Here is a 23,127-nt window from a genome sequence, read left to right as displayed (position 1 = left end):
AAGAAAGTTACTTACTTTTAGTAATAACCATGCTTTGCAGTGTTTCAGTTGTTTCCGCTGTAACCTGATTCTGATCCGGCTGATTTTTTTCTGAATGTTCAGCCTGAGTGGCAGTTTTATTTTTCGTAATTTTTTCAGCCTGATAATGCTGTACGCTGTCTACTGAAAAGCCAATCAGCACCAGGCAAAGTAATGCAATCCCCATAATTGTACAACTTAAAAAGTTAAATAATTATGAGGCAAATTACAGGGGATATGATGCAAAATATATCCCCAGAACTGGGGATATTGTGACCGGTTCAGGTGAGATTCATTTCAAGTATTAACTGATTCATCAGGTCTCTGGCATCCATGTCTCTGATCTGAGCAACATTTGTGCCTGCCCAGAATGCACCATAACCTGAATCACCAGCTTTAGTTGCTGCTGCGTGCAGCTGTTTACCCAGATCATAGGCATATGGATAGGCGGGTACAGCCAGACGATCTGGCTGATCTATATCGCAGTGCCAGTGATTGATGATACCTCGTGCAGGGCGTCCCGAAATACTGGCAGTAATCTGCGTGGCGGGTTTGCTGAACAGGGCTTTTCTGTATGCGTCATTGATAGCAGATGATTTGCACTGAACAAATGCAGTGCCCATCTGTACAGCATCCGCTCCTGTCTGAAGCATCAGGCGTGCCTGTTGACCATTCATAATACCTCCTGCTGCGACAACAGGGATGCTGCAGTATTTTTTACAGAGCCGAACCAGGTCAGCGGTCTGAACTGCACTGTCATAGGATTCATTGAAAATCCCACGATGACCGCCAGCCTCAATGCCCTGGGCAATAATGATATCAATACCGGCCTGTTCAATCATTCTGGCTTCAGCAATATTTGTTGCAGAGACCATGGTGATAATACCAGCTGCTTTCAGTGCCTGAATCTGGTGTGGATGAGGAATTCCAAAATGAAAACTGACTGCCTGGGGAGAGGTTTCCAGTACCAGGTTCAGAAAGTCATCATTGTCTTTAAAACTTGGGTAAATACAGTTCAGGCTTTCAGGTGCAGCAGCATTGAATTTTTCAAATAATGGGCTGAAACTCTTGATCCACTGTTGAGTGATCTGTGGATTCTGTTCAACACTTTCATGACAGAAAAAATTAACCTGAAAAGGTGCATCTGTCAGAGATTTCGTCTCGATAATCTGTTTTCTGGCTGCTTCAACAGATGCTGCACCCAATCCGAGTGAGCCTAAACCGCCCTGATTGGAAACTTCTGCTGCAAGCTCAGGTGTGGAAACCCCAGCCATTGGTGCCAGTAGAACAGGATGTTTAATTCCAAGTAGTTGAAGTATAGACATGATCAGGCTCCCTTAGTTCATTATCACTTTGCCTAAGAGTGCAGGCTTTGGCAAATTATATTCGCTATTTCGTTTTTTAATATTTATACCGAAACATTGGCAGAACGTGGGTTTGTTGGATGGAAGTGTACAGATAGCAGTTAACAGACTGAGTATATTTCAGTCTGTTAACTCAATAAAACTGATCAGCAGGAGCTGAGTTTTTCAGGTTGTGGTTTTTCACTTGGAAAGAAGAAAGGTCGTAACTTTACACCAAAGCTGTTGCCGGTAAATGCACAGATCAGCCATAACCAGCCGTGTAAACTGCCTGAAGCAATACCACTGAAATATGCACCGATATTACAGCCATAAGCGAGACGGGCACCATATCCCAGCAGTAAGCCACCGATGACTGCAGCAATCAGAGAGCGTTTTGGAATATTCAGATTAGGTGCAAATTTACCTGCCAGGCTTGCAGCCAGTAATGCACCCAGCATAATGCCGAAGTTCATCATGGATGTTACATCCTGCCATAAAGGACTGTTCAGTGCTTTTGCATTGCCTGCCTGTTGCCAGTAGTGCCAGCTGCTGACATCTATGCCCACTGTGCTGACCGCTTTTGCTCCCCATAATGCCAGTGCTGATGTGACACCCCAGGGTTTTCCTGCCAGTGCAAGCGTTGCAAAGTTCAGCAGGGTCAGAATAATCCCGCCCAGAATGAGTGGCCAGGGACCTTGCAGAAAGCGTTTCCAGCCATGAATCTGAGATGTACTGACGGTTTCAAGTGAACCGTGGCGTTTCTTTTCCATTTTTACAGTAATAAAAGCAATGACTGCGAACAGGATTAAGTTCAGTAATATGGCAGGAGTAGCGCCGAACTGATCAATCACTGAAATGGGAGCCAGATGGGGCAGATTGAACCACCAGTCCAGGTGCGATGTTGCAATCACAGACCCCAGGCAAAAGAAAAGTAAGGTCACCACCATGCGGGCACTGCCACCGCCTACAGTATAAAGTGTGCCTGAAGCACAGCCACCACCGAGTTGCATCCCTATACCAAAAATGAAAGCACCAATGGCAACAGACATGGAAACAGGACTGACATTACCTTTTACGGGGTTGCCAAATAGTTCTCCTGCGCTGAGTGCAGGGAAGAACAGAAGTACCGCAAGTGTAAGCATAATCATCTGTGCACGCAGACCACGACCTCGGCGTTCTTTAATAAATACCCGCCAGCTAGAGGTAAAGCCAAAGGATGCATGATACAGGGTCATTCCCAGTGCACCGCCAATTAAAAACAGCAGTGCCTGATTGATGCCTACCAGGCTGTAAGCACTTATTGTTCCAACAGACAGCAACAGTAAAGCAACCCAGACGGTGGTGCTGGGTCGGCTGGTTTTTTCGGTAATTACAGACATGAAATTAAAGTAAATCTAAACAAATAATGTGTCGATATTTTAATTCAATCTGATCGCCATATATTATGTAAATACATAGAATATTAAAAATTCAACTGAGTATTTCTTATAATTTATATTGGTAAAAGTGATTTAAATTTCATTTAAAAATTCAAACATTTTGCTGTTTATTCACTCGATAAAGAGCTAAACAGGCGTGACATTAAAGAGAGAGCCAATCCAGCTGGCAAATGCCATGGCAAGAATGCCCCATAGGGTGACTCTTGCACTGCCTCTGAAAATGGATGTTCCTGCAAAATAGCTGGACAGACCACCCAGTGTTGCTAAGGACAGTATGCCAACAATCATAACAACCGTGGAAATATACTGATCTGGACTGAGCAGTATAGAGCACATTGGAAACAGTGCGCCCAGTGAAAATGCAAGTGCTGAGGAGCCTGCTGCCTGAACAGGATTTGCAGCAGTATTTTCATGTATGCCTATCTCATCACGGGCATGTGCTTCCAACGCATCTTTGGCAGTCAGCTGAACAGCAACTTCATGTGCCAGTTCTGGAGTTAAGCCACGCAGGGTATAAATATGGGTCAGTTCTTTAAGTTCATGCCCAGGATTTTTTTCAAGTTCGCGGGCTTCCATATGCAGGTCTGCTTTTTCAATATCGACCTGTGACTTTACAGAAATGTATTCTCCTGCTGCCATGGAAGTTGCACCGGAAATTAATCCCGCAATGCAGGTGACCAGCAGGGTATGAGTGGATGCTCCACTGGCAGCCATCCCCATGATTAAACTGGTGACTGAAATAATCCCATCATTTGCTCCCAGTACAGCTGCACGTAACCATCCGGTACGGTGGATATAATGCTTTTCCTGATGGTGGGAGTAACTCATTGTAAAGCTGTCCTTTATAACGAAGTCCGGTGATGACTGTTTATGTGATGATCTGTTTTCAGGCAGGATGCAGACTTAAAGCTGCATCAGAAATATTATTAAAAATAATACAGTTATTCGTTCAATTAAGCTATGGCGAAGTGTTTTTTGATGCCAGTGTCCTGGTTGAATATTAAAAAAGAAAATAATCAGTTATCAGCAGGCAGGATTCAGCAGGCAATAAAAAGCCTCCATCCCAGGATGAAGGCTTTTTTTATATTATTGCTGAGCTTTCTCTTTTACATCTGCAGCACCCTGTTCAACTGCAGCAGCAGTTGCAGCGGTTGCATTTTTAGCAGCATCAGTTGCATGTGCAGCAGCATTTTCAGCATGAGCCGCGGCATTGTCAGCAGCCTGAACCGCTGAGTCAGCAGCATTATCAACAGCTGTTGCAGTTGCATTGGCAGCATCAGCAGTTGCATTTTTCACATCTTCACCAGCTTGTGTAGCAGCATTTTCAAGATGCTCACCTGTAGTTGCACCCGTTTCAGGCGCTTTGTCTTTATTACAGCCTACAAGAGCAACGGTGGCAGCCAGACTTAAAGCAATAAGTAGTTTATTCATTTTCATTTTCCTTTTATTTTCATCTCCACAGTATGCGGATATATGGAATATAACGGAAAAAATGAACAGAAAAAGATCAAAAATTGTTAATGAAATGTAATTTTTAGATTAAAAAAGAATGCTGTATGTCTGTACTTCACATGACTTAAATTTTTGTATTGCTTTCCTGAATATCGCTATGGAGCTTAGGTTATATATCTGTGATTGAGAATGAAGCGGTGAATATTTCATGAATTTTTTGGGGGGGATGATGGATGTATCCGCTTTTCCTGATCAGTGGTCTGTCCAGATAGATATTATTTCAGTTCATTATTTAGATAAATAAAAAAGAATAAATAATCCCTGTATAGGATGGTTTTTTAACCTGCTTCAGGTGATTTGATCATTTCAACTGGTTCTATAAGATAATTATTACTGATAAATATAGAAAAATTCTTGTTAGTAGGAAAGTATGATATTTGAACATTAAAATTGGACTTATATAAAAAAACGATTAATTACAAAAGTTAACAATTCATCAGGCATCAAGTTTTCAGCGGAAAAATGCCGTAAATTTATTGATTGGTATAAATATATAATAAATATTAGATATTTAATAAAATCAGTGTACATTGCATTTGTTCGCATTTATGTGAACTTAATCATTATTTTTTAAAAAATTGAGTTTCTTAAGTGATTTTTCAGCAATATAAAATTGCCTTTGGGGGAACAATGGGAGCAGGTAAGTCTGCTGCCATTAAAGTGTTATCCGATATTGATGTCGTTTCAACTGAAGCACGTAATACAGACGTTGAATCACATACTAAATATCTGACAACGGTTGGAATTGATTATGGGGAAATCTGCCTCGAAGATGGTATCAAAATAGGTCTGTATGGCACGCCAGGTCAGGACAGATTTAATTTTATGTGGTCCATTGTGTGTAAAGGGGCTTTGGGCACAGTTATTTTAATTGATCATTCACGGACTGAGCGTTTACAGGATCTTGAGTTTTATCTCGATGCATTTAGAGCTTATGGCAATAATATTGTCATTGGGATCACTCATCTGGATGAAAAGGATGATCAGGTTCTGAAAATATATCGTGACTGGATGCTGATCCGTGATCTGCATTTTCCTCTGTATGCAGTGGATGCCCGTAATCGGGATGATGTTTTGCTTATGATTGAAACCCTGATTGCATCAGTTGAGATCAATACTCAGTTCGGGCAGAAGTCCGCAGGAGTTTAAAATGAATTTAATGGAATCACGCCAGGTCCCAGAACATATTTCCAGGCTCGGAAAAGAGCATCTGACCGAACTGCTGAATTCAGTCAGTGGTATTAATTTTGTCATGCTGTGTACGTCAGATGGTTTTGAGCTTGCACTGGCTACGAAAAAAAACCTTGAAAATACAGGGAAAATCGCAGCTGTCAGCAGTTCAATTTTAGCCATGGTTTCTGCTTTTATTGCAGAAATCAGTCTGTCTGGATGTAATACCATCACTCTTGATGCAGACAATGGCAAGGTTGTACTGACAGCGGTGGATCATCCACAGTATCCCATGGCGATGGTTGCCAGTGCATCAATAGATGTTCTGATTGGGCAGTTGTTGTTTTATATGAAAAAGGAAGCTGAACTGCTTTCCCGCATTAAATAATTCAGCATCCAGCAGATAAGCTGAACGCCAATGGCTATGGTTAAAAAATGAAACATATTTTGAATATTGCGGTATTCGGTTTAAGTCTAAGCATTCAGGATCAGTTTAAAATTTCCATTAAATCTGCATTGCCGGCTGGTGTGCAGGTGTACTGGGCAGGTCTGTCTGAGCCAAATATTGATCTGTTTTTAATTAATGAAGCTTTTTATGACTCACATAATATTCAGAAGATTATAGAGCAGCAGAAACCTGTGGTTTTTAAACTGGTCAGAAGTAATGAGTCTGGTGGTCAGTTGCAAGGGGATACTTTATTTTATCCCATACTCCAGACGGATGATCTGAGAGCAGCATTACAGTCGTTGTTTTTTGATTATGAACCTGTCTCCAGACAGGTATCCAGCCTGGAGATTTTACAGGGAGAAAAAGGAATTCAGGGGCTGGAAAATGTTTTCCATGAAGTTTTTCTGCCCAGAAATGGCTATATTCAGCTTTTTGATGCCTATGGTCCAATTGCGCTGGTGGACTGTATGACCGAACGGGTCTGGCCTGTTCAGGAACACAATGGTCGCTCACTGAATATGACTTTGAACCAGTCTTATGCAACTGGACAACAGGCACTTGATATTACCCGTAATCAGCATGCTCAGGATCTGAGAATATGGTTGTGGCAGATGTTAATGCAGTCTTCAGAAATACGCATGAATGACATTCCTTTGAGTGAGAGTTTCAGGTTGGAAATGTGGCCACAATTTGAAAAAGGACTGCAACGGCGCGAACTGTTGAAAATCGCGAGCTGTTTTTCGCTGGGTGCAAATCTCAAAGATGTGCATCAGGCTTTAAATCTTTCAGCTGAGCGGGTGGGCAGATTTGTGGCAGTCGCACAGCTTTTGAATATGGGGAAAAGCATTCGCGCAGAAGATGCAGAGTTTCGGGTATCAGCTGAAAAGAATTCAGCTGAGGAACATCATGCAATTCGTAGTTTTTTTGGCAAATTGCGTAAAAAACTTGGACTTTAAGTTTTTATATAACATTGATTATGCTCTAGGAGAAAAATATGGCACGTATAACACTGGATACACTCAGTTCAATTGACGGTTTTGTTGCAGCAGCACTGATTGACAGTGACAGTGGTCTTGCACTTGCGACTCAGGGAAGTGGAATTGATCTGGAGCTTGCAGCAGCAGGGAATACGGAAGTTGTCCGTTCAAAGCGTAAAGTTGCAAAAGCACTTCAGCTGGATGACAACATCGAAGACATTCTGATCACACTGGGTAAGCAGTACCATCTGATCCGTCCACTTGATACAAATGAAGCACTGTTCCTGTATCTGGTACTTGACCGTTCAAAATCAAACCTGGCAATGGCTCGGTATGAACTGAAAGCTTTCGAAAAAGAACTCGATTTTTCTTAAGTTAAAAACCGCCGTAAGGCGGTTTTTTTATGATTGAATGTTATATTGACAGAATGATCCTAAAGGAAACGATGCATGATCGCTCAGGGTATTTATCAGCACTATAAGGGAAAACTGTATCAGGTTTTTCATGTCGCAACACACAGTGAAACAGAAGAAAAACTGGTGGTTTATCAGTGTCTGTATGGCGATTACTCGATGTGGGTCAGACCGTTGCAGATGTTTGCTGAAACTGTACAGCTTGAAAATGGTGAAGTGGTTCCCCGTTTCAGATTGATCCAGAAGACCTGAAAGCTGTCACAGGAATGACCTTTTGATTTTGCATAATAATGAATCAGTGTTGAATATGGCATGGAGTTGCTTATGAGTTTAAGTCCTGAATTTACTCAGCGTGTAAATGAGCTTTATCAAAGTTTTATTCAGTTTGATGCAACACAGTCTGACCGGATAAAGCGTTATCGGAATATTGAAACTGAATCGGCTCAGTACCTGGCGATGCTGATCCGTATTCAACAGTCTAAAAAAATATTCGAAATAGGTACATCGACTGGATATTCAACGCTGTGGCTTGCAGATGCTGCTCTTGTTACGGGTGCTAAAGTCACAACACTGGAGATTGATCCAGACAGAACAGCTCAGGCAAAAAGCTATGCTGAAGAACTGAATGTGGATCAGGTGATTGATTTCTGGACTGGTGATGCCAAAGATTTTCTTGAATCCAGTACAGAGCAGTACGATCTGATTTTACTGGATGCTGAGCGCCATACCTATATGGATTACTGGCCTTTCCTGAAAAATATGATCAGTCATTCAGGAGCAGTGCTTATTGTGGATAATGTGATTTCACATGCTGCAGAAGTTAAAAACTTTATCTGTGAAGTGAAACAGAATAGATCGTTTATGACAGCAACTTTGCCGATTGGCGCAGGACTGTTCATGGTGACGTATACCGAATAGTCTGTATAGGAATCAGGGAATATTCCCCTGATTCTGTTCAATGAAAACGAAAAGATTTATTCAATCGTAATGCGGTTAAAGTGCAGGTTATATTCTAAATATTTATGAATAAAGGCTGTTTTATCACTACAGCGGAGTAAGTTGTCATAAATGAATTCGGGCACTGGATGATACAGCTCACCAGAACCATTATTATAAAAAATTTTTAAATACCGTGAAGTCGTACTGTATTTCCAGGATGTCACAGTTAACGCTGTTCCCATAAGCAACCCCCTTATTTTTTTGATTATTTTACAGAAAATCATTTTCTGCATGCTTTGAAATTAGTTGATTTACATGCGGGACAGTGTTGCAGATTTGTAATTTATCACATTGATTTTTAACTATGTATATCCAGTTTTTGCATATTGTATAAGAGAGCAGGAAGTAAAAGGGATTTCTTGCTGAGACAGTCTGCTGATCTGATCAGTAAAATTGCTTATATCTCTGTCTGGTTTTAATCAGTCCTTTTTATTTGCTGGATTTTTCCTGTTGTTTTTAATCAAAAAACACTGACTGAAGCATATGCTTTTCAGCAGTGTCACGGTTTATGAGTCTGAAACTCATATATTGAAAAAATATATGATAAATATGATGTTCTGTTTCTGGTCTGATATCACTTATAAAAGGTGAGAGTATGAAAATTAATGAATTGTTTTCCCTGACGGATAAAGTCGCAATCGTGACCGGCGGTGCGGATGGAATAGGTAAAGCGACTGCACTACTTCTGGCTGAAGCTGGAGCGACGGTTGTTATTGCGGATCTGAATCTGGAAAAAGCACAACAACTTGTGGATGAGCTGGAAAAAAATGGTCAGAAATCTCTGGCTGTGAAATGTAATATTTTAGAAGATCAAAGCCTGGTTGATCTGGTGGATTTAACTGTCAGTACTTTTGGTACCGTGAATATCCTGATCAATAATGCAGGTGGTGGCGGTGGTGGGCGTGAAAATCCATTTAAAATCAGTGTCGATGATATTAAACGGGATTTTGATTTAAATGTCTTCAGCGGCTGGCGTCTGAGTCAGTTGTGCGCACCGCATATGAAAAAATCAGGTTATGGCTCGATTGTGTTCACATCTTCCATGTCCAGTAAAAATGCTTCTCCGAATATGAGCGGATACGGTGGATCAAAGGCAGCCGTGAATCATATGGTTGCAAACCTGGCGTTTGATTTTGGACCTGAAATCAGAGTCAATGCCGTTGGACCGGGGGCAACCCGTACCGTTGCTCTGGCCAGTGTGCTGACACCTGAAATAGAAAAGAAAATGCTGGAACATACACCGATTAAACGTTTAGGTACTGCAGAAGATATTGCAGGTGCAATGCTGTATTTTGCTTCGCCAGTGTCGTCCTGGGTCAGTGGGCAGACGATTTTTGTGAATGGTGGCGGTGTTCAGACTCTGGATTAGTGGCATACATTCAGTCATCTGAAAACTGATATAAAAAAACCACGCTGAAAAGCGTGGTTTTTCAATCAGTATGATCTAATTATAAAATTAGATTTTACCAACTAAGTCGATTGAAGGAGCAAGAGTTGCATCGCCTTCTTTCCATTTAGCAGGACATACTTCACCTGGGTGAGCGTGTACATACTGAGCTGCTTTAACTTTACGAAGAAGTTCCTGAGCATCACGACCGATACCACCAGCGTTGATTTCAACGATCTGGATTTTACCTTCTGGATCGATAACGAAAGTACCACGGTCAGCAAGACCTGCAGATTCGATCAGAACGTCAAAGTTTTTAGCAAGAGTCCAGTTCGCATCACCAACCATTACATACTGGATTTTTTTGATTTCTTCAGAAGAATCATGCCAAGCTTTGTGAGTGAAGTGAGTGTCTGTAGAAACAGAGTAGATTTCAACGCCTAATTTCTGGAATTCAGCATAGTTGTCTGCAAGGTCACCAAGCTCAGTTGGGCAAACAAAAGTGAAGTCAGCAGGATAGAAGAAAACAACAGACCATTTGCCTTTAAGATCAGCTTCAGTAACTTCGATGAACTGACCGTTCTGGAATGCAGTAGTGCTGAATGGTTTAACTTCAGTATTAATTAAGCTCATCATTATCTCCATGATTGAGGTTTGTATTTAATTTCCAATAGAGTATCGAACTTTTTGTTATTGCTGAAATGGTATTTTTACATTAACAGTATCGGAAAAACCGAATTGTGAAATGTATCAACTTTCAGCACTGACAGATTATTCTGTCCATTAAGCATCAGAATTATGATGTCTGAATGACAGAAGCATCTGTTGTTCGACCTGATAAAGAACATGATGCCTTTGGTCTTAAAATTCAAGGGTAAAATGCAAAAAAGTTAAAATTAAACAAAATGCATGTTCTTCCGCTCAGGGGGATTACAGCGTAAAATAGCTCGTTTCAGTATTTGATCAGGTATGAATTCTGTGCAGTGTGATTTAAATGTAGATAAGCTCGTTATGGTGCGTGATCGCCATCGTTTAAATCGTCTCAGAAAATCTACCGATGAAAACAGCGAGCAGTACCAAGCACTGTTTGAAAAATCCAGTCATCAGGTCAAAAAAAGATTCGCAAGTTTACCGACCATAAAGCTGAATCAGGATTTGCCCGTCACTCAGTATGCAGACAGGCTGATTGAGGCGATCCAGCAGAATCAGGTCATTATCGTTGCCGGTGAAACGGGTTCGGGTAAAACGACTCAGCTGCCTCAGATTGCCATGCTTGCAGGGCGTGGTCTGACGGGACTGATTGGTCATACTCAGCCACGCCGTCTTGCTGCCAGAAGTGTGTCAAAGCGGATTGCAGAGGAAGTGGGAGAAAAACTCGGAGAGTCCATTTCGTTTAAAGTCCGTTTTAATGAGCAGGGTTCAAATGATTCCATCGTGCGTTTGATGACGGACGGAATTCTGCTGGCTGAACTGGTCAATGACCGTTATTTATTAAAATATGACACCATTATTATCGATGAGGCGCACGAGCGTTCCTTAAATATTGATTTTATTATGGGGTATCTGAAACAGTTGCTGCCGCGTCGTAAGGATCTGAAAGTGATCATTACCTCTGCAACACTGGATGTGAACCGTTTCAGTCAGTATTTCAATGATGCCCCTGTTTTTGAAGTTGAAGGGCGCAGTTACCCCGTAGAAGTTCGTTACCGTCCGATCTCTGAGCTGAGCATTGGTGGCAGTGATGACGATGAGTTTGATGATTTTGAAGAAAATCTGCCACGGGCTGTTGTTTCTGCGGTGGAGGAATGTTTTCATGATGCGCAGAGTAAAGGTCATCCTGAACATGCAGATATTCTGATTTTTGCCAGTACGGAACAGGAAATTCGGGAACTCCAGGAAACCTTACAGAAATTTGGTCCCCGTCATACCGAAGTGCTGCCTTTATACGCACGACTGGCACTGTCTGAACAGGAAAAAATATTTAACCCATCGGGTGGTGGGCGACGGATTATTATTGCAACAAACGTCGCTGAAACAGCACTGACAGTACCCAATATCCGCTATGTGATTGACAGTGGATTTGCCCGTATATCCCGATATAACTACCGTTCCAGGGTTCAGCGTTTACCGATTGAAGCGGTTTCTCAGGCAGCAGCGAATCAGCGTAAAGGACGTTGTGGACGTATTGCCCCTGGTGTCTGTATCCGTCTGTACAGTGAGGAAGATTTTCAGAGCCGTCCTGAATTTACAGAACCTGAAATTAAACGAACCAACCTGGCATCGGTTATTTTACAGATGGCAAGCCTGGGGTTGGGTACGCTTGAAGACTTTGATTTCATTGAGCCACCTGATCACAGACTGGTGAACGATGGTCGGAAACTGCTGGTTGAACTTGGCGCGATTCACGATGAATCAGCATCAAAAAACCATGAGTCAAATTTAGAGAAACCTGCTCATTTACCCTCTAAAAAAGGCAATAAGGGCGATTTATCTAAAGGGGAACTCACCCGCATTGGGCAGCAGATGGCAAAAATGCCGATTGACCCACGACTGGCAAGGATGATTATAGGTGGCGCACATTTTGGTGTGCTGAATGAAATCCTGATTATTGTTGCTGCTCTGGCCGTTCAGGACCCACGGGAAAGACCTGCAGATAAACAGATGCAGGCAGATCAGAAACATGCACTGTTCCGTGAAGCAGATTCTGACTTCCTGTTTTATTTAAAACTGTGGGAAACCTTGCACGAAAACCGTGAAACCATGAGCGAAAACAAACGTCGGAATTTTGCTAAACAGCATTTTCTGAGCTGGCTTCGACTTCGTGAATGGAAAAAAACACATGAACAGCTGCTTGATCTGGCTCAGGGCTTGAAACTTTCATTCAATGAAAAGAAAGCAAGTTATGAAAATCTGCACAGAGCATTGCTGACAGGGTTGCTGTCTTTTATTGCCAATAAAACGGATGAGCGAAATGTCTTTATGGCTGTCCGTCAGCAAAAAGCCCGTATTTTCCCTGCATCCACTCTGCATAAAACCAATACGCCGTGGGTGATGGCTTTTGAAATGGTTGAGACCTCGCAGGTTTATCTGCGGACCATGGCAAAAATTGAACCTGAATGGATTTTACTGGCGGCACCGGATTTATTAAAGCATCATTATTTTGAGCCGCACTGGTCGAAAAAACCTGGCGTGGTCAATGCCTATGATCAGATATCACTGTTTGGTCTGATTATTGAGCCGAAAAGAAAAATTAATTATGAAAAAGTGGATCAGGCTACTGCTCATGAAATTTTTCTCAGAGATGCGCTGACCACGGGGAACCTTGGAACCACACCTGCATTTTTAAAACATAACCTGCTGAAACTTGAAGAAGTGGAGCGGGTGGAAGATAAGTTGCGCCGGCGTGATCTGGTTGTGGATGAAGAAACAATTTATCAGTTTTATGCGGCAAAAGTTCCTGAAGAAATTGCAAGCCGTCGCAGTTTTGAGGATTGGCGCGCAACCACAGAAGCAAAAAATCCCCGATATTTATATGTCGATGATGACGCTTTATGGATGAATGATCGTCCGACTACACAGCAGTTCCCAGACTGGTTAAGAAATGGTGAATTGAGACTGGCTGCAACCTACCGTTTTGATCCAGCACATGATGAAGACGGAGCTACGGTGACTGTTCCTGTTCAGGCTTTAGCTCAGCTGGATGAAAACATCTGGTCATGGGGGATTCCTGGATGGCGTCAGGATCTGATAGAGGCATTATTGAAAACACTGCCTAAAGATAAACGTCGGAATCTGGTTCCTGTTCCAGATACTGCCCGCAGACTGATCAAAGGTGTGGATGCTCAGCATCTGAATCAGCATATTTTCAGTTATCTGGCTTTTCAGCTTCGTGGTGAGCAGATTTCTGAAAAAGATTTCTCCTTTGAACGGGTTGAACAGTATCTGTTGCCTTTTATTAAGGTTGTGGATGCAAAAGGGCACATAATTGAAAAAGGGCGTGACCCATCTGAGTTAAAAGCCCGTTGCCGGACAGAAACACACAGTCCTGTCAAACAGTTGAAAGGTGAATTTCAGACGTTCCCTGAGCAGTTTACTTTTGAAGCATCGCATGAAGTGACTGGTGTGATAGTCAAGCAGTATCAGGCGCTTGTTCCAGTGAAAGCATTCAGAAAACTGGAAACGAAAGATGAGTCAGGTATTGTTATTCAGACTTTCAATGACCGGGGAGAGGCGATCCGTCAGCACCGAGAAGGGGTGATCAGGCTGGTACACATGCAGCTTGGCGATCTGATCCGACAGTTAAAGAAACAGATTTCAAAACAGCTGGCACTGGCGTATTCGCCACTGGGTGATAAAGCACAGCTTGAACAGATTTTAATTTATGCAACATTGCAGATGTCTGTGCAGAAACTGCCGGTAAATGCTGCTGAATTTACAGCACTGGTGGGCGAGGTGAAAAAGACCTATCTGTCTCATGGACAGGAAGCCTTAAAAACCATCAGTGAGATATTTATTCAGTGGCAGGAAATCCGTCAGCAGCTGTTGATGCTGAATCAGGATGTATTTGGTCGAAATATGGATGATATTGAAGATCAGCTTGATCTGATGAGTCTTGCTGATTTTGCCTATACCCGTCAGATTGATATCTGGCAGGAATATCCGCGATATCTGAAAGCGGTACTGTTGCGTCTGGACCGATTACCGAATAATCTGAAGCGTGATGATGCTGCGATTAAAGAAGTGGATTCATGGATGGATAAGCTGTTTAAGTTCAAAAATGATCCAAAATTAAAAGACTTATATTTCATGGTGGAAGAACTGAGAATTTCCCTGTTTTCTCAGCCAATGAAAACAAAGATGCCAATTTCCCCAACCAGACTGCAAAAGGTATGGGAAAAGCTTGGAATCGGTTAAAATAGATTTAATTGTTATGAATTAACCTGGCAGGTAAAAGGAGTTTTACATGGGCATCCGTATTACAGGTACTGGTCTATACCATCCTGAAGAAGTGATTACCAATGAAGAATTGGTACAAAGTTTAAATGCTTATGTGGAACAGTTTAACAGCGAAAATGCTGAAAAAATTGAAGCGGGTGAAATAGAAGCCCGTCGTGGCTCAAGCGCTGAATTTATTGAAAAGGCATCAGGCGTACAGCGTCGTTATGTCATTGAAAAAACAGGTATCCTTGACCCGCAGCGTCTGCGTCCACGTCTTGCTGAACGTTCCGATGATGAACTCTCCATTCAGGCTGAATGGGGTGTGATTGCAGCAAAACAGGCGATGGAAAATGCAGGTGTGACTGCAGAAGATATTGATGTTGTGATTCTTGCCTGTTCAAACATGCAGCGCGCTTATCCTGCGGTTGCTGTTGAAATCCAGACTGAGCTTGGTATTCAGGGCTATGCATACGATATGAATGTCGCATGTTCTGCTGCAACTTTCGGTCTTAAACAGGCTTATGATGCAGTAAAAACAGGTGCACGCCGTGTTTTACTGGTCAATGTTGAAATTACATCAGGTCATACAGACTATCGCTCCCGTGACTGTCACTTTATTTTTGGTGACGTGGCAACTGCTTCGATTATTGAAGAAACAGAAACCAAAGCAGGTTTTGAAATTCTGGATACGAAGTTGTTTACCCAGTTCTCAAACAACATCCGTAATAACTTTGGTTTCCTGAACGGTTCTGAGCTGACTTCACGTGATGATAAGCAGTTCCGTCAGGATGGCCGTAAAGTCTTTAAGGAAGTCTGTCCGCTTGTTGCTAAAATGATTATAGCACAGCTTGAAAAAAATCAGATCCAGCCTGAACAGGTGAAGCGCTTCTGGTTGCATCAGGCAAATGCGAACATGAATGAACTGATTCTGAAACTGGTGGTGGGTAAACAGGCTGCCGAAGCTGATCCTGCACTGGTTCCAATTATTCTGGATGAGTTTGCCAATACATCTTCTGCAGGTGTGATCATTGCATTGCACCGCACAGCCGATCAGGTCAATGATGGCGAGTATGGAGTTCTGTGTTCATTTGGTGCAGGTTATTCAGTTGGTTCGATCCTTGTACAGAAGCATGTAGTTTGATTATTTCTAAATCTCCCCTAACCCCTCTTTGAAAAGAGGGGAACTCCTCCCTTTTTAAAAGGTGAGGAGCACTGCTCCGCAAGGGAGGGATTAAGTTGTTCAGGAAGACAACATGACCCAAAAAGAATTAAAAATTCAGCACAATTCAAAAATTATAAAAATGATCAGTGCTTTACAACGCTATTATTTCCGACCAGCTTTTCTGGGTACAGAGCTTTTACAGCCTGACCGTCCCGCGATGTATGTCGGTAATCACACGGTATATGGTGTACTTGATTCACCTGTACTTATAGATTATCTGTTTACGGAACATAAAATTGCGGTTGTCAGCCTGGCAGACCATATTCATTTTCGCATTCCGCTGTGGCGTGAAATGGTGAAAAAAGTGGGCGGCATAGACGGTGTTCAGGAATATGCGCGTCAAGCGATGAAGCAGGGATATTCCATTCTGGTTTTTCCAGGAGGTGGGCGTGAGGTGATTAAACGAAAAGGTGAGGAATATCAGCTGATCTGGAAAGAGCGTTACGGTTTTCTTAAACTTGCTCAGGAATATGAGTACGATATTGCTCCGTTTGCAGCACTGGGTGGAGATGAAGCATTTGATCTGAAATATGATGTCAATGCACTGCTTCAGAAAAAATGGTTTCAGAAATTACTGAGCTATCCTGAAGTTGGTCGCTTACTGCGTCAGGGTGAAATGATTCCGTCCATTCCTGGTAATATCATTCCGAAACGGATTCCTTTTTATTTTAAGTTTCTTCCCCGAAAAAGCCTGATGCATGTACAGGATCTGAATGGATTGCAGCAGTTGCGCAGTCAGATTCAGCTGGATATATACACGGGGCTTGAAGATTTAAAAACCTATAGAGCACAGCATCATCCTGAGTTTCAGCGCTGAGTCAGGTTGTGTTCAGCCTGCAACTGCTTCAGTGCTTTGGCTATATTCAGGGTGTGAGCTTTATCGCCCTGTAACTCAAGGACTTTTGTTTCAACCCGCCACAAATATTCAAATATATCTGAGCTTTCAGCATTTTCACAAAGTAATTCAAAAATTCTGGGCAAATACTCTTCATATTCATCGCGCATGAATGGTCTGTTTTTAATCCCCAATGGGTCCCATTCTTTAAGCAGAATACGGTTGATGGCATGCAGCAACATGGCATCCTGACAGTGTTTGGAATTCATATTCAGTCCCCTTGTTCAGTATAATTTTTCTTTGGACAGAAATAAGTGCTGCCCGGATTTATTGTTTATGTATTTTTTTAAAGCCGATATTCTAGCATTGAGTATGGCTGAATGTATAAAATAATGATGTGTGGCAATGACTTGACATGCACGATCGACAAAAAATAAATAAGTGGATAAATGTTTTGCGGTTCATATAATCAAGGTGATACAGATCACCAAACTGGACAGGGATAAAATGGCGAAAGATTTTAACAGTGAACAGGTGGTGGAAGGTTATGATGATCATATCCGGAAACTGATTCCAGGCTATGAACAGGTACATGCTCAGGTGACCGCAATTCTGGAAACTGAACTGCAGGCTTCTGATGTTCATATTCTGATTGTGGGCTGTGGCACAGGCTATGAACTGTCTTTACTGTTAAAACAGCATCCTGAATGGAGATATACCGCGATTGATCCATCACTGACCATGATCAATAAAGCACGGGAGCGTCTAAGTGGTGTGACTGGAGCAGAGCAGGTCAGTTTTTTGCAGGGCGATACTTCCGTTTTAAATGAGCTGATGCATTCGGCGCAGTTTGATGCAGCTTTAGTCATCCTGGTGGCTCATTTTGTTCCAGAAACTTCAAAAGAACAGTTCTTTAAGGATATCTATACTGTACTGAAACCACAGGCGGTTTTGCTGACTTATGATCTGATGAAAACGGAAAGCAGTACAGATTTAAAAATATTGCAGAATTTTTGCTGTAAAAATGGGCTGACTCAGGTTCAGGGTCAGAAAATGCTTGAACGGCTTCAACATGATTTTGAATTAATCAGTGCTGAGCACTATGTCACGGTACTTAAAACATGCGGTTTCAGAACCGTATCTTCCTATACTCAGTTTCTGAGTTACACCGGATTCAGGGCAGATAAATAAATTCTGTACTGTTTTTAATGTAAAAAATGCGACCGATGACAGAATCACAGGTCGCATCATCAGTTTAGAATTTCTTTTCCACAGAAAGCAGAACGCTTGGTATCGCCTGGTTGGTGCGGGCTTCAAACAGACTGCCATCAACCGTACTGTTCAGGCGTTCCTTATAATCTGTGCTTAAAATATTGCGGGCACTCAGCGTTGTAGCCCATCCATCGGCAAAACGTCGGGTTGCGCTGATATCAATATTGAAGCGCTCGTTGCTGGAACGGATATAGGACTGATTATCCAGTTTGCGGCTGAATGCCGGCACATAATTCAGATTGATGGCGGTTGAAAGCTTCAATGGCTGATAATTATAAGATAATCCTGTACTTGCGGTGTAAGGTGCAACATCACTGACCAGTCGCTCAGTATGATTATCTTCTTCAATTTTCGCCCGCACAGTTGAAAGCTGTCCATTCAGCATAAAGGAATGTCCTTTTTCTGTCTGTTTCAGAGCATAACGACCAGAAAGTTCAACACCATAAGTGGTGGCATTGTTCTGATTCTGAGGGCGTTCGACAAAACGGGAACCTTCCTGCTGAATGACTTTTTCAATATAGTCATCTATTTCCCGATGAAAAGCTGTGAAATTGACACCTCCTGAAGCAGTATTGAACCCCAGTGTGGACTCGACAGCGGTAATTTTTTCAGGTTTCAAATAAGGATTTCCACCACGGTCAGGATTGTTCAGGCTACCCGCATCTGAACTGGTTGAAACCGACACAGTCGGCAACAGGTTATCTGTTTTCGGGCTTTTAAATGCCTGGCTGATATTGGTCTGAATGGACCACTGATCTGTCAGATCAAATCTGTGTGCCAGTACGGGGCTTAACTGCTGATCACTGTAATCGACCAGTCCGGAGCGGTTCAGCCATTCCTGACGGGCACCCAGGGTAAGGGTCTGGTGATCACTGAATTTCCAGCTGCCTTCTGCGTATAAGGCGTAGCGTTGTTCGTCCAGGGTGTCAGCTACATTGCTGTCCAGTTCACTAGTTCTGCTGTCCGCACCAAATTTAAACTGGAGTCGATCATTGAGTTTACGGACACCGTCATAAGCAAGTCCATACTCATCAATGCTTTCATCAATAATGGATGAATAATTTACTGAACGGGTTTTTTCTGTTTCATTCTGGTTTTCAGCAGAGAAACGGATTTTATCTGAACCAGCTTTGTCTTTGCGCTCGTAACGGGTATTCAGACGGATACTGTCATTGGTATCATGCTGTAGCTGCGTATTTTGCGTACTGTCATTTTTACTGTTCCGATAAAACAGTTCAGCAACCAGTTTCTGCTGATCATCCAGTTCATATTCAAGGCGAGGGGACAGCATAAATGAGTCCCGTTCACTGACTCGCTTCTGCTGCTGGCTCTGTCCCTGGCTGAGTGTTTCCGAAACTGAAACAGAGTCATTCCACATCTGATTGGCTGAAATACTGTAGAGCCACGGACCAGTACGACCATCTGCCTGTACACTCAGGTTTTTACGTTCTTCTTCTTTCTGATCAGATTCTGCAAAACCATAACCGACTTTAACCGTACCGTTTAAACCTGCATCATCCAGGGGTTCTTTTAAAATAATATTGATAACAGCAGAAGATGCGACGGAAGCATGGGCAACGCTGGGTTGCTTTGTGATTTCAATGCGTTCAATCATTTCGGGTGTCAGGGTATCCACAATGGACATACCACCACGGGGTCCGCCCTGAACAGCTTCACCATTGATCAGGAAAACAGGCGCACCACCTCCACGGAAACGCATACCGGATGCACCACTGTTACCACGTGGCCCCTGACCAGGAGATGGCATCTGAAAGCCGGCTGCCCGTCGCAGTGCATCATTTACAGACTGATCACCGTACTGAAGCATTTCCTCACGGGTCACAACAGTTTTGGCTATAGCGCTGATATCTGGGTCTTTGGGAGTGGTTGCCTGAGCTGTAAATTTGAGCGTTTTCAGTTGAGCAGCTTCAGTTTTAGCAGGGTCAGTGGCTGTATTTTGTACTTGTGTATCTGAAATATTATCATCTGCTGTTACAGACATGCTGACAGCCACAATCGCTAAACTTAAGGTGCTTAACTTCCATGAAGAAATACGCTTCATTTTTACCCATCCAGGTATGTAATTTTGCGTAAGCATAAACCACAATTATGGAGAAAATTTGCGGGAAACAGCAAAACTGAATTTATTTTTATTCAGCCATGAGGGGGATGGGAGCACTGTTTTTTATGAAAAGCCCGTTCAGATCAGGAGAGTTTATCAGGAATCATCAATGCCTGATTTACATAAAGACGGATCAGACGTTCCCGTGAACCAATGGATTTCTGATAATGCGTAGAGTTCAGTAACAGGGAAGCACCGTAAGTGACCGTCCATATATAGGACAGGTAATCACGGATGGACATGATACTGTTCAAAGACTTCAGATGTTCTCCAAACATGTCACGTATTTCCAGAATTCGGGCTTCACGAACCTGATAAAGCTCTTCAAAAAGTTCATTCAGTTTCTTTTCGTTATTGGTCAGACGCTCTTCAATCACATGCAGCAGAATAGTACGGTTGGAATTCAGCATGTTGTACAGCATGTACTGGGAGACATAGGTTTTGATGTCATCATTATGCTTTCTTGAAATTTCCAGCAGGCGACGTTCATTTAAAATGATCAGTTCCAGATACAGCTGATTTTTACTTTTAAAGTGTTTGTAAATGGTCCCTTTTGCGATATCCAGCTCAGATGCCAGTTCACCCAGGGTGATATCCTGGTTATTGTCCAGTAACAGCGTTTCAGCCATAGTTAAAATTTTCTCTTTACGGATCAGAAAATTTTGCTGGCGTACTGAATTCATTTCAAAGTTCCAAAGTAGACCACAGAAAACCTGACCAGTTTAAGTCAGAATGACAAATTAAAAAATAGCACATTGGTCGTGCAGAAAAAGTGCTCAGACCATGATTGATACGTGATAAATAACAGAAAACACAGGGCAAAATAAAAGTCAAGAAATGTGAACCAGTGAGGTCAGGAAAATGGAATAAAATTCCAATTTAAGAAAAATTATTCTATTGTCTTTTTGCTCATAACAGAGGTGTTCAGCATCAGACATGTAAAAAACACGCTGTCAGAAAAGCAAATGCGGAATGATTTTAAATATCAGATTTTACGGTTCAGATCTGAAAAGGGGCAGTCTTTTATCTGCTAGAACATCCATTGAATGGTCAGTGAATCCAGAAGTTACTGGATCATTTGGACTTCACTTCGATCATTGAAATGAAATCGATTGTCCCAGGTTTTAGAAAGCATCTGTTCAGAATAATGGGCATATTGCGCAGTGGACAAAACCACTTCTGAAGAGCGAGTGACGAACAGTTAAAAACCAGCTTTGCTGCCAGCAAAGTGATATCAAGGAATACATATATGCCGATTTATAATGCACCTTTAAAAGATATGGACTTCATTTTGAATGATGTTTTTCATGCTGAAAAATTCTGGCAGAACACTGAAAATTTAGCCCATTTGGATATGGCAACTGCCAATGCAATTTTAGAAGAAATGTCAAAATTTTCAAAGAATGTCATTCTGGATTTAAACCGTTCGGCAGATGAAGAAGGCGGTGCGCAGTTCAATCAAGGTGTGGTGACTACACCCAAAGGTTTTAAAGAAGCATTTCAACAGTTTGCAGATGGTGGTTGGATCGGTTTAGGGGCAAATGAGAATTTTGGTGGTCAGGGCATGCCAAAAATGCTGACTGTGCTTGCCGATGAAATGATCTGGAGTACCAATCCATCATTTATGCTGTATCCACTTTTGACTGTGGGCGCAGGCATGGCGATTGACCAAGCTGCATCTGAGGAACAAAAGGCAACTTATTTACCAAAATTCTATACAGGTGAATGGTCAGGAACAATGTGTCTGACTGAGCCGCACTCAGGTACAGATTTAGGCATTATCAAAACCAAAGCTGAGCCAAATGCTGACGGTTCTTATAACATCACGGGAACAAAAATCTTTATTACCAGTGGTGAGCATGACTTGTGTGAAAATATTATTCACCTTGTTTTAGCGAAAACGCCTGATGCCCCTGCAGGTTCACGTGGTATTTCACTGTTCATCGTACCGAAGTTTTTAGTCAATGAAGATGGTTCATTGGGGGAACGTAATACCTTAGGCGCAGGTTCGATTGAACATAAAATGGGCATCAAAGGTTCAGCAACTTGCGTAATGAATTTTGATGCAGCCAAAGGTTTCCTTGTGGGTAAGGAAAATCAAGGTCTGGCTGCGATGTTTATCATGATGAACTATGAACGTTTGTCGATGGGTATTCAGGGCATTGGCGCATCTGAATATGCGTACCAGAATGCAGCACAATATGCGACAGATCGTTTGCAGGGTCGTTCAGCGACTGGTGTGAAATCTCCTGAAAAACCAGTGGATTCGATTCTGGTGCATGGTGATGTGCGCCGTATGTTGTTGAATGTCCGTGCCAATAATGAAGCATCCCGTGCATTTGCCGTCTATGTCGGTCAGCAACTCGATATTACCAAGTTCTCAAATGATGCCGAAGCGGTACGTAAAGCCAATGATCGAGTCGCGTTACTGACACCAATTGCCAAAGCTTATTTAACTGATAAGGCATTAGATTCAGCTTTGGAAGCGCAAATGTGTTTCGGTGGTCATGGTTATATCCGTGAATGGGGCATGGAGCAGTGTATCCGTGACTTACGTATTTCACAGATTTATGAAGGTACAAATGGCGTTCAGGCGATTGATCTGATTGGTCGTAAAACCATTAAGTCGAATGGTACTTTTATTGCGGAATATATTACGGAGATCTGTGAGTTTGCAGCGTCTATGGATGATACTTTAAGCATTAAGGCGGCAACTTTGGATGTGTGTCATCAGGTTGAAGCATTGACGCAGTTTATTATTGAACAGGCGAAGTCTAATCCTGATTTCTCAAATGCAGTTGCCGTGGATTATTTACATACTGTTGGTTTGTTGAGTTTCACCTATATGTTTGCACGTATTGCGCAAGCTGCTCAGGCGAAACCTGAAAGTTTCTATCAGAATAAGTTAGTTCTGGCGCAGTATTATGTGGCGAAAGTACTTCCTGATCTGGCTGCGCGTGTTCAGCGTATTCAGGCGGGTGCGGAGTTGGTGATGCAGTTGCCTGAGGATTATTTTACTGCGCAGGCTTGAT

The 23,127-nt window shown here is 42.3% G+C and carries 22 protein-coding genes; 12 read left to right on the top strand and 10 right to left on the bottom strand.

All coding sequences use genetic code 11. The annotated features are described in order from the left end of the window. Nucleotides 1–7: 7 nt before the first annotated feature. From CDG60_RS11610 to CDG60_RS11590, 5 genes are all read right to left on the bottom strand, one after another. Nucleotides 8–205 carry a hypothetical protein gene (locus CDG60_RS11610; protein WP_087512514.1) on the bottom strand — a complete coding sequence of 66 codons (198 nt, stop codon included), beginning with the start codon at nt 203–205 and terminating at the stop codon, nt 8–10. A 94-nt stretch (nt 206–299) separates the two neighbouring features. Next, nucleotides 300–1,343, bottom strand: coding sequence for an NAD(P)H-dependent flavin oxidoreductase (locus CDG60_RS11605; RefSeq protein ID WP_087512515.1), 1,044 nt, complete (start codon nt 1,341–1,343; stop codon nt 300–302). Nucleotides 1,344–1,528: 185 nt separating this feature from the next. Next, nucleotides 1,529–2,740 carry a YeeE/YedE family protein gene (locus CDG60_RS11600; RefSeq protein ID WP_087512516.1) on the bottom strand — a complete coding sequence of 404 codons (1,212 nt, stop codon included), beginning with the start codon at nt 2,738–2,740 and terminating at the stop codon, nt 1,529–1,531. 186 nt (nt 2,741–2,926) lie between these two features. After that, complete coding sequence (locus tag CDG60_RS11595; protein WP_087512517.1) at nt 2,927–3,628, bottom strand: VIT1/CCC1 transporter family protein; 702 nt, start codon at nt 3,626–3,628, stop codon at nt 2,927–2,929. 258 nt (nt 3,629–3,886) lie between these two features. Continuing rightward, entirely contained in the window at nt 3,887–4,231 is a 345-nt protein-coding gene (locus CDG60_RS11590) for a hypothetical protein (RefSeq protein ID WP_087512518.1), read from the bottom strand. Between the two features lie 672 nt (nt 4,232–4,903). Here CDG60_RS11590 and CDG60_RS11585 point away from each other — a divergent pair. The 6 genes from CDG60_RS11585 to CDG60_RS11560 all read left to right on the top strand — a co-directional run bounded on the left by CDG60_RS11585 (nt 4,904) and on the right by CDG60_RS11560 (nt 8,238). Next, nucleotides 4,904–5,461 (top strand): GTP-binding protein, encoded by a 558-nt coding sequence (locus CDG60_RS11585; protein ID WP_087512519.1) that lies wholly within the window; start codon nt 4,904–4,906, stop codon nt 5,459–5,461. 1 nt (nt 5,462) lies between these two features. Further along, nucleotides 5,463–5,870, top strand: coding sequence for a roadblock/LC7 domain-containing protein (locus CDG60_RS11580; RefSeq protein ID WP_406565288.1), 408 nt, complete (start codon nt 5,463–5,465; stop codon nt 5,868–5,870). A gap of 47 nt (nt 5,871–5,917) precedes the next feature. After that, complete coding sequence (locus tag CDG60_RS11575; RefSeq protein ID WP_087512520.1) at nt 5,918–6,886, top strand: hypothetical protein; 969 nt, start codon at nt 5,918–5,920, stop codon at nt 6,884–6,886. A gap of 38 nt (nt 6,887–6,924) precedes the next feature. Further along, the gene (locus CDG60_RS11570; protein ID WP_087512521.1) at nt 6,925–7,281 is read left to right on the top strand and encodes a roadblock/LC7 domain-containing protein; all 357 of its coding nucleotides are present in this window, start codon (nt 6,925–6,927) and stop codon (nt 7,279–7,281) included. A gap of 75 nt (nt 7,282–7,356) precedes the next feature. After that, the gene (locus CDG60_RS11565; protein WP_087512522.1) at nt 7,357–7,572 is read left to right on the top strand and encodes a DUF1653 domain-containing protein; all 216 of its coding nucleotides are present in this window, start codon (nt 7,357–7,359) and stop codon (nt 7,570–7,572) included. A 72-nt stretch (nt 7,573–7,644) separates the two neighbouring features. Next, nucleotides 7,645–8,238, top strand: coding sequence for an O-methyltransferase (locus CDG60_RS11560; protein WP_087512523.1), 594 nt, complete (start codon nt 7,645–7,647; stop codon nt 8,236–8,238). 56 nt (nt 8,239–8,294) lie between these two features. Here the strand turns inward: CDG60_RS11560 and CDG60_RS11555 are convergent, their stop codons facing one another. Further along, nucleotides 8,295–8,501, bottom strand: a complete 207-nt coding sequence (locus CDG60_RS11555) for a KTSC domain-containing protein (protein WP_087512524.1) — start codon at nt 8,499–8,501, stop codon at nt 8,295–8,297. Between the two features lie 413 nt (nt 8,502–8,914). Between CDG60_RS11555 and CDG60_RS11550 the strand changes: the two genes are divergently transcribed. Then, on the top strand, nt 8,915–9,688 hold the full coding sequence (locus CDG60_RS11550; RefSeq protein ID WP_087512525.1) for a glucose 1-dehydrogenase: 774 nt from the start codon (nt 8,915–8,917) through the stop codon (nt 9,686–9,688). 87 nt (nt 9,689–9,775) lie between these two features. Here CDG60_RS11550 and ahpC read toward each other — a convergent pair whose 3' ends face one another. After that, nucleotides 9,776–10,339, bottom strand: a complete 564-nt coding sequence (gene ahpC / locus CDG60_RS11545) for an alkyl hydroperoxide reductase subunit C (protein ID WP_087512526.1) — start codon at nt 10,337–10,339, stop codon at nt 9,776–9,778. 345 nt (nt 10,340–10,684) lie between these two features. Between ahpC and hrpA the strand changes: the two genes are divergently transcribed. The 3 genes from hrpA to CDG60_RS11530 all read left to right on the top strand — a co-directional run bounded on the left by hrpA (nt 10,685) and on the right by CDG60_RS11530 (nt 16,683). Beyond that, entirely contained in the window at nt 10,685–14,620 is a 3,936-nt protein-coding gene (hrpA, locus tag CDG60_RS11540) for an ATP-dependent RNA helicase HrpA (protein WP_087512574.1), read from the top strand. 49 nt (nt 14,621–14,669) lie between these two features. After that, a complete protein-coding gene (locus CDG60_RS11535; RefSeq protein WP_087512527.1) occupies nt 14,670–15,785 on the top strand; it encodes a beta-ketoacyl-ACP synthase III in 1,116 nt (371 codons plus the stop codon). Between the two features lie 112 nt (nt 15,786–15,897). Next, nucleotides 15,898–16,683: a lysophospholipid acyltransferase family protein gene (locus tag CDG60_RS11530; RefSeq protein ID WP_087512528.1), complete on the top strand. Its 786-nt coding sequence runs from the start codon at nt 15,898–15,900 to the stop codon at nt 16,681–16,683. Here CDG60_RS11530 and CDG60_RS11525 read toward each other — a convergent pair. After that, complete coding sequence (locus CDG60_RS11525) at nt 16,674–16,970, bottom strand: hypothetical protein (RefSeq protein WP_087512529.1); 297 nt, start codon at nt 16,968–16,970, stop codon at nt 16,674–16,676. The genes CDG60_RS11530 and CDG60_RS11525 overlap by 10 nt on opposite strands. 238 nt (nt 16,971–17,208) lie before the next feature. Here CDG60_RS11525 and CDG60_RS11520 point away from each other — a divergent pair, with 238 nt between their 5' ends. Then, the gene (locus CDG60_RS11520; RefSeq protein WP_087512530.1) at nt 17,209–17,892 is read left to right on the top strand and encodes a class I SAM-dependent methyltransferase; all 684 of its coding nucleotides are present in this window, start codon (nt 17,209–17,211) and stop codon (nt 17,890–17,892) included. 64 nt (nt 17,893–17,956) lie between these two features. Here the strand turns inward: CDG60_RS11520 and CDG60_RS11515 are convergent, their stop codons facing one another. Beyond that, on the bottom strand, nt 17,957–20,035 hold the full coding sequence (locus tag CDG60_RS11515) for a TonB-dependent receptor plug domain-containing protein (protein WP_087512531.1): 2,079 nt from the start codon (nt 20,033–20,035) through the stop codon (nt 17,957–17,959). 143 nt (nt 20,036–20,178) lie between these two features. Next, entirely contained in the window at nt 20,179–20,778 is a 600-nt protein-coding gene (locus CDG60_RS11510; RefSeq protein WP_087512532.1) for a TetR/AcrR family transcriptional regulator, read from the bottom strand. 566 nt (nt 20,779–21,344) lie between these two features. Between CDG60_RS11510 and CDG60_RS11505 the strand changes: the two genes are divergently transcribed. After that, entirely contained in the window at nt 21,345–23,126 is a 1,782-nt protein-coding gene (locus tag CDG60_RS11505) for an acyl-CoA dehydrogenase C-terminal domain-containing protein (RefSeq protein WP_087512533.1), read from the top strand. Nucleotide 23,127: the final 1 nt, after the last annotated feature.

Origin of the sequence: Acinetobacter chinensis, from assembly GCF_002165375.2 — a bacterium.
Lineage (GTDB): Bacteria > Pseudomonadota > Gammaproteobacteria > Pseudomonadales > Moraxellaceae > Acinetobacter > Acinetobacter chinensis.
The sequence above is the reverse complement of the archived record's forward strand: the minus strand, read 5'-3'. Positions and strand labels throughout refer to the sequence as shown.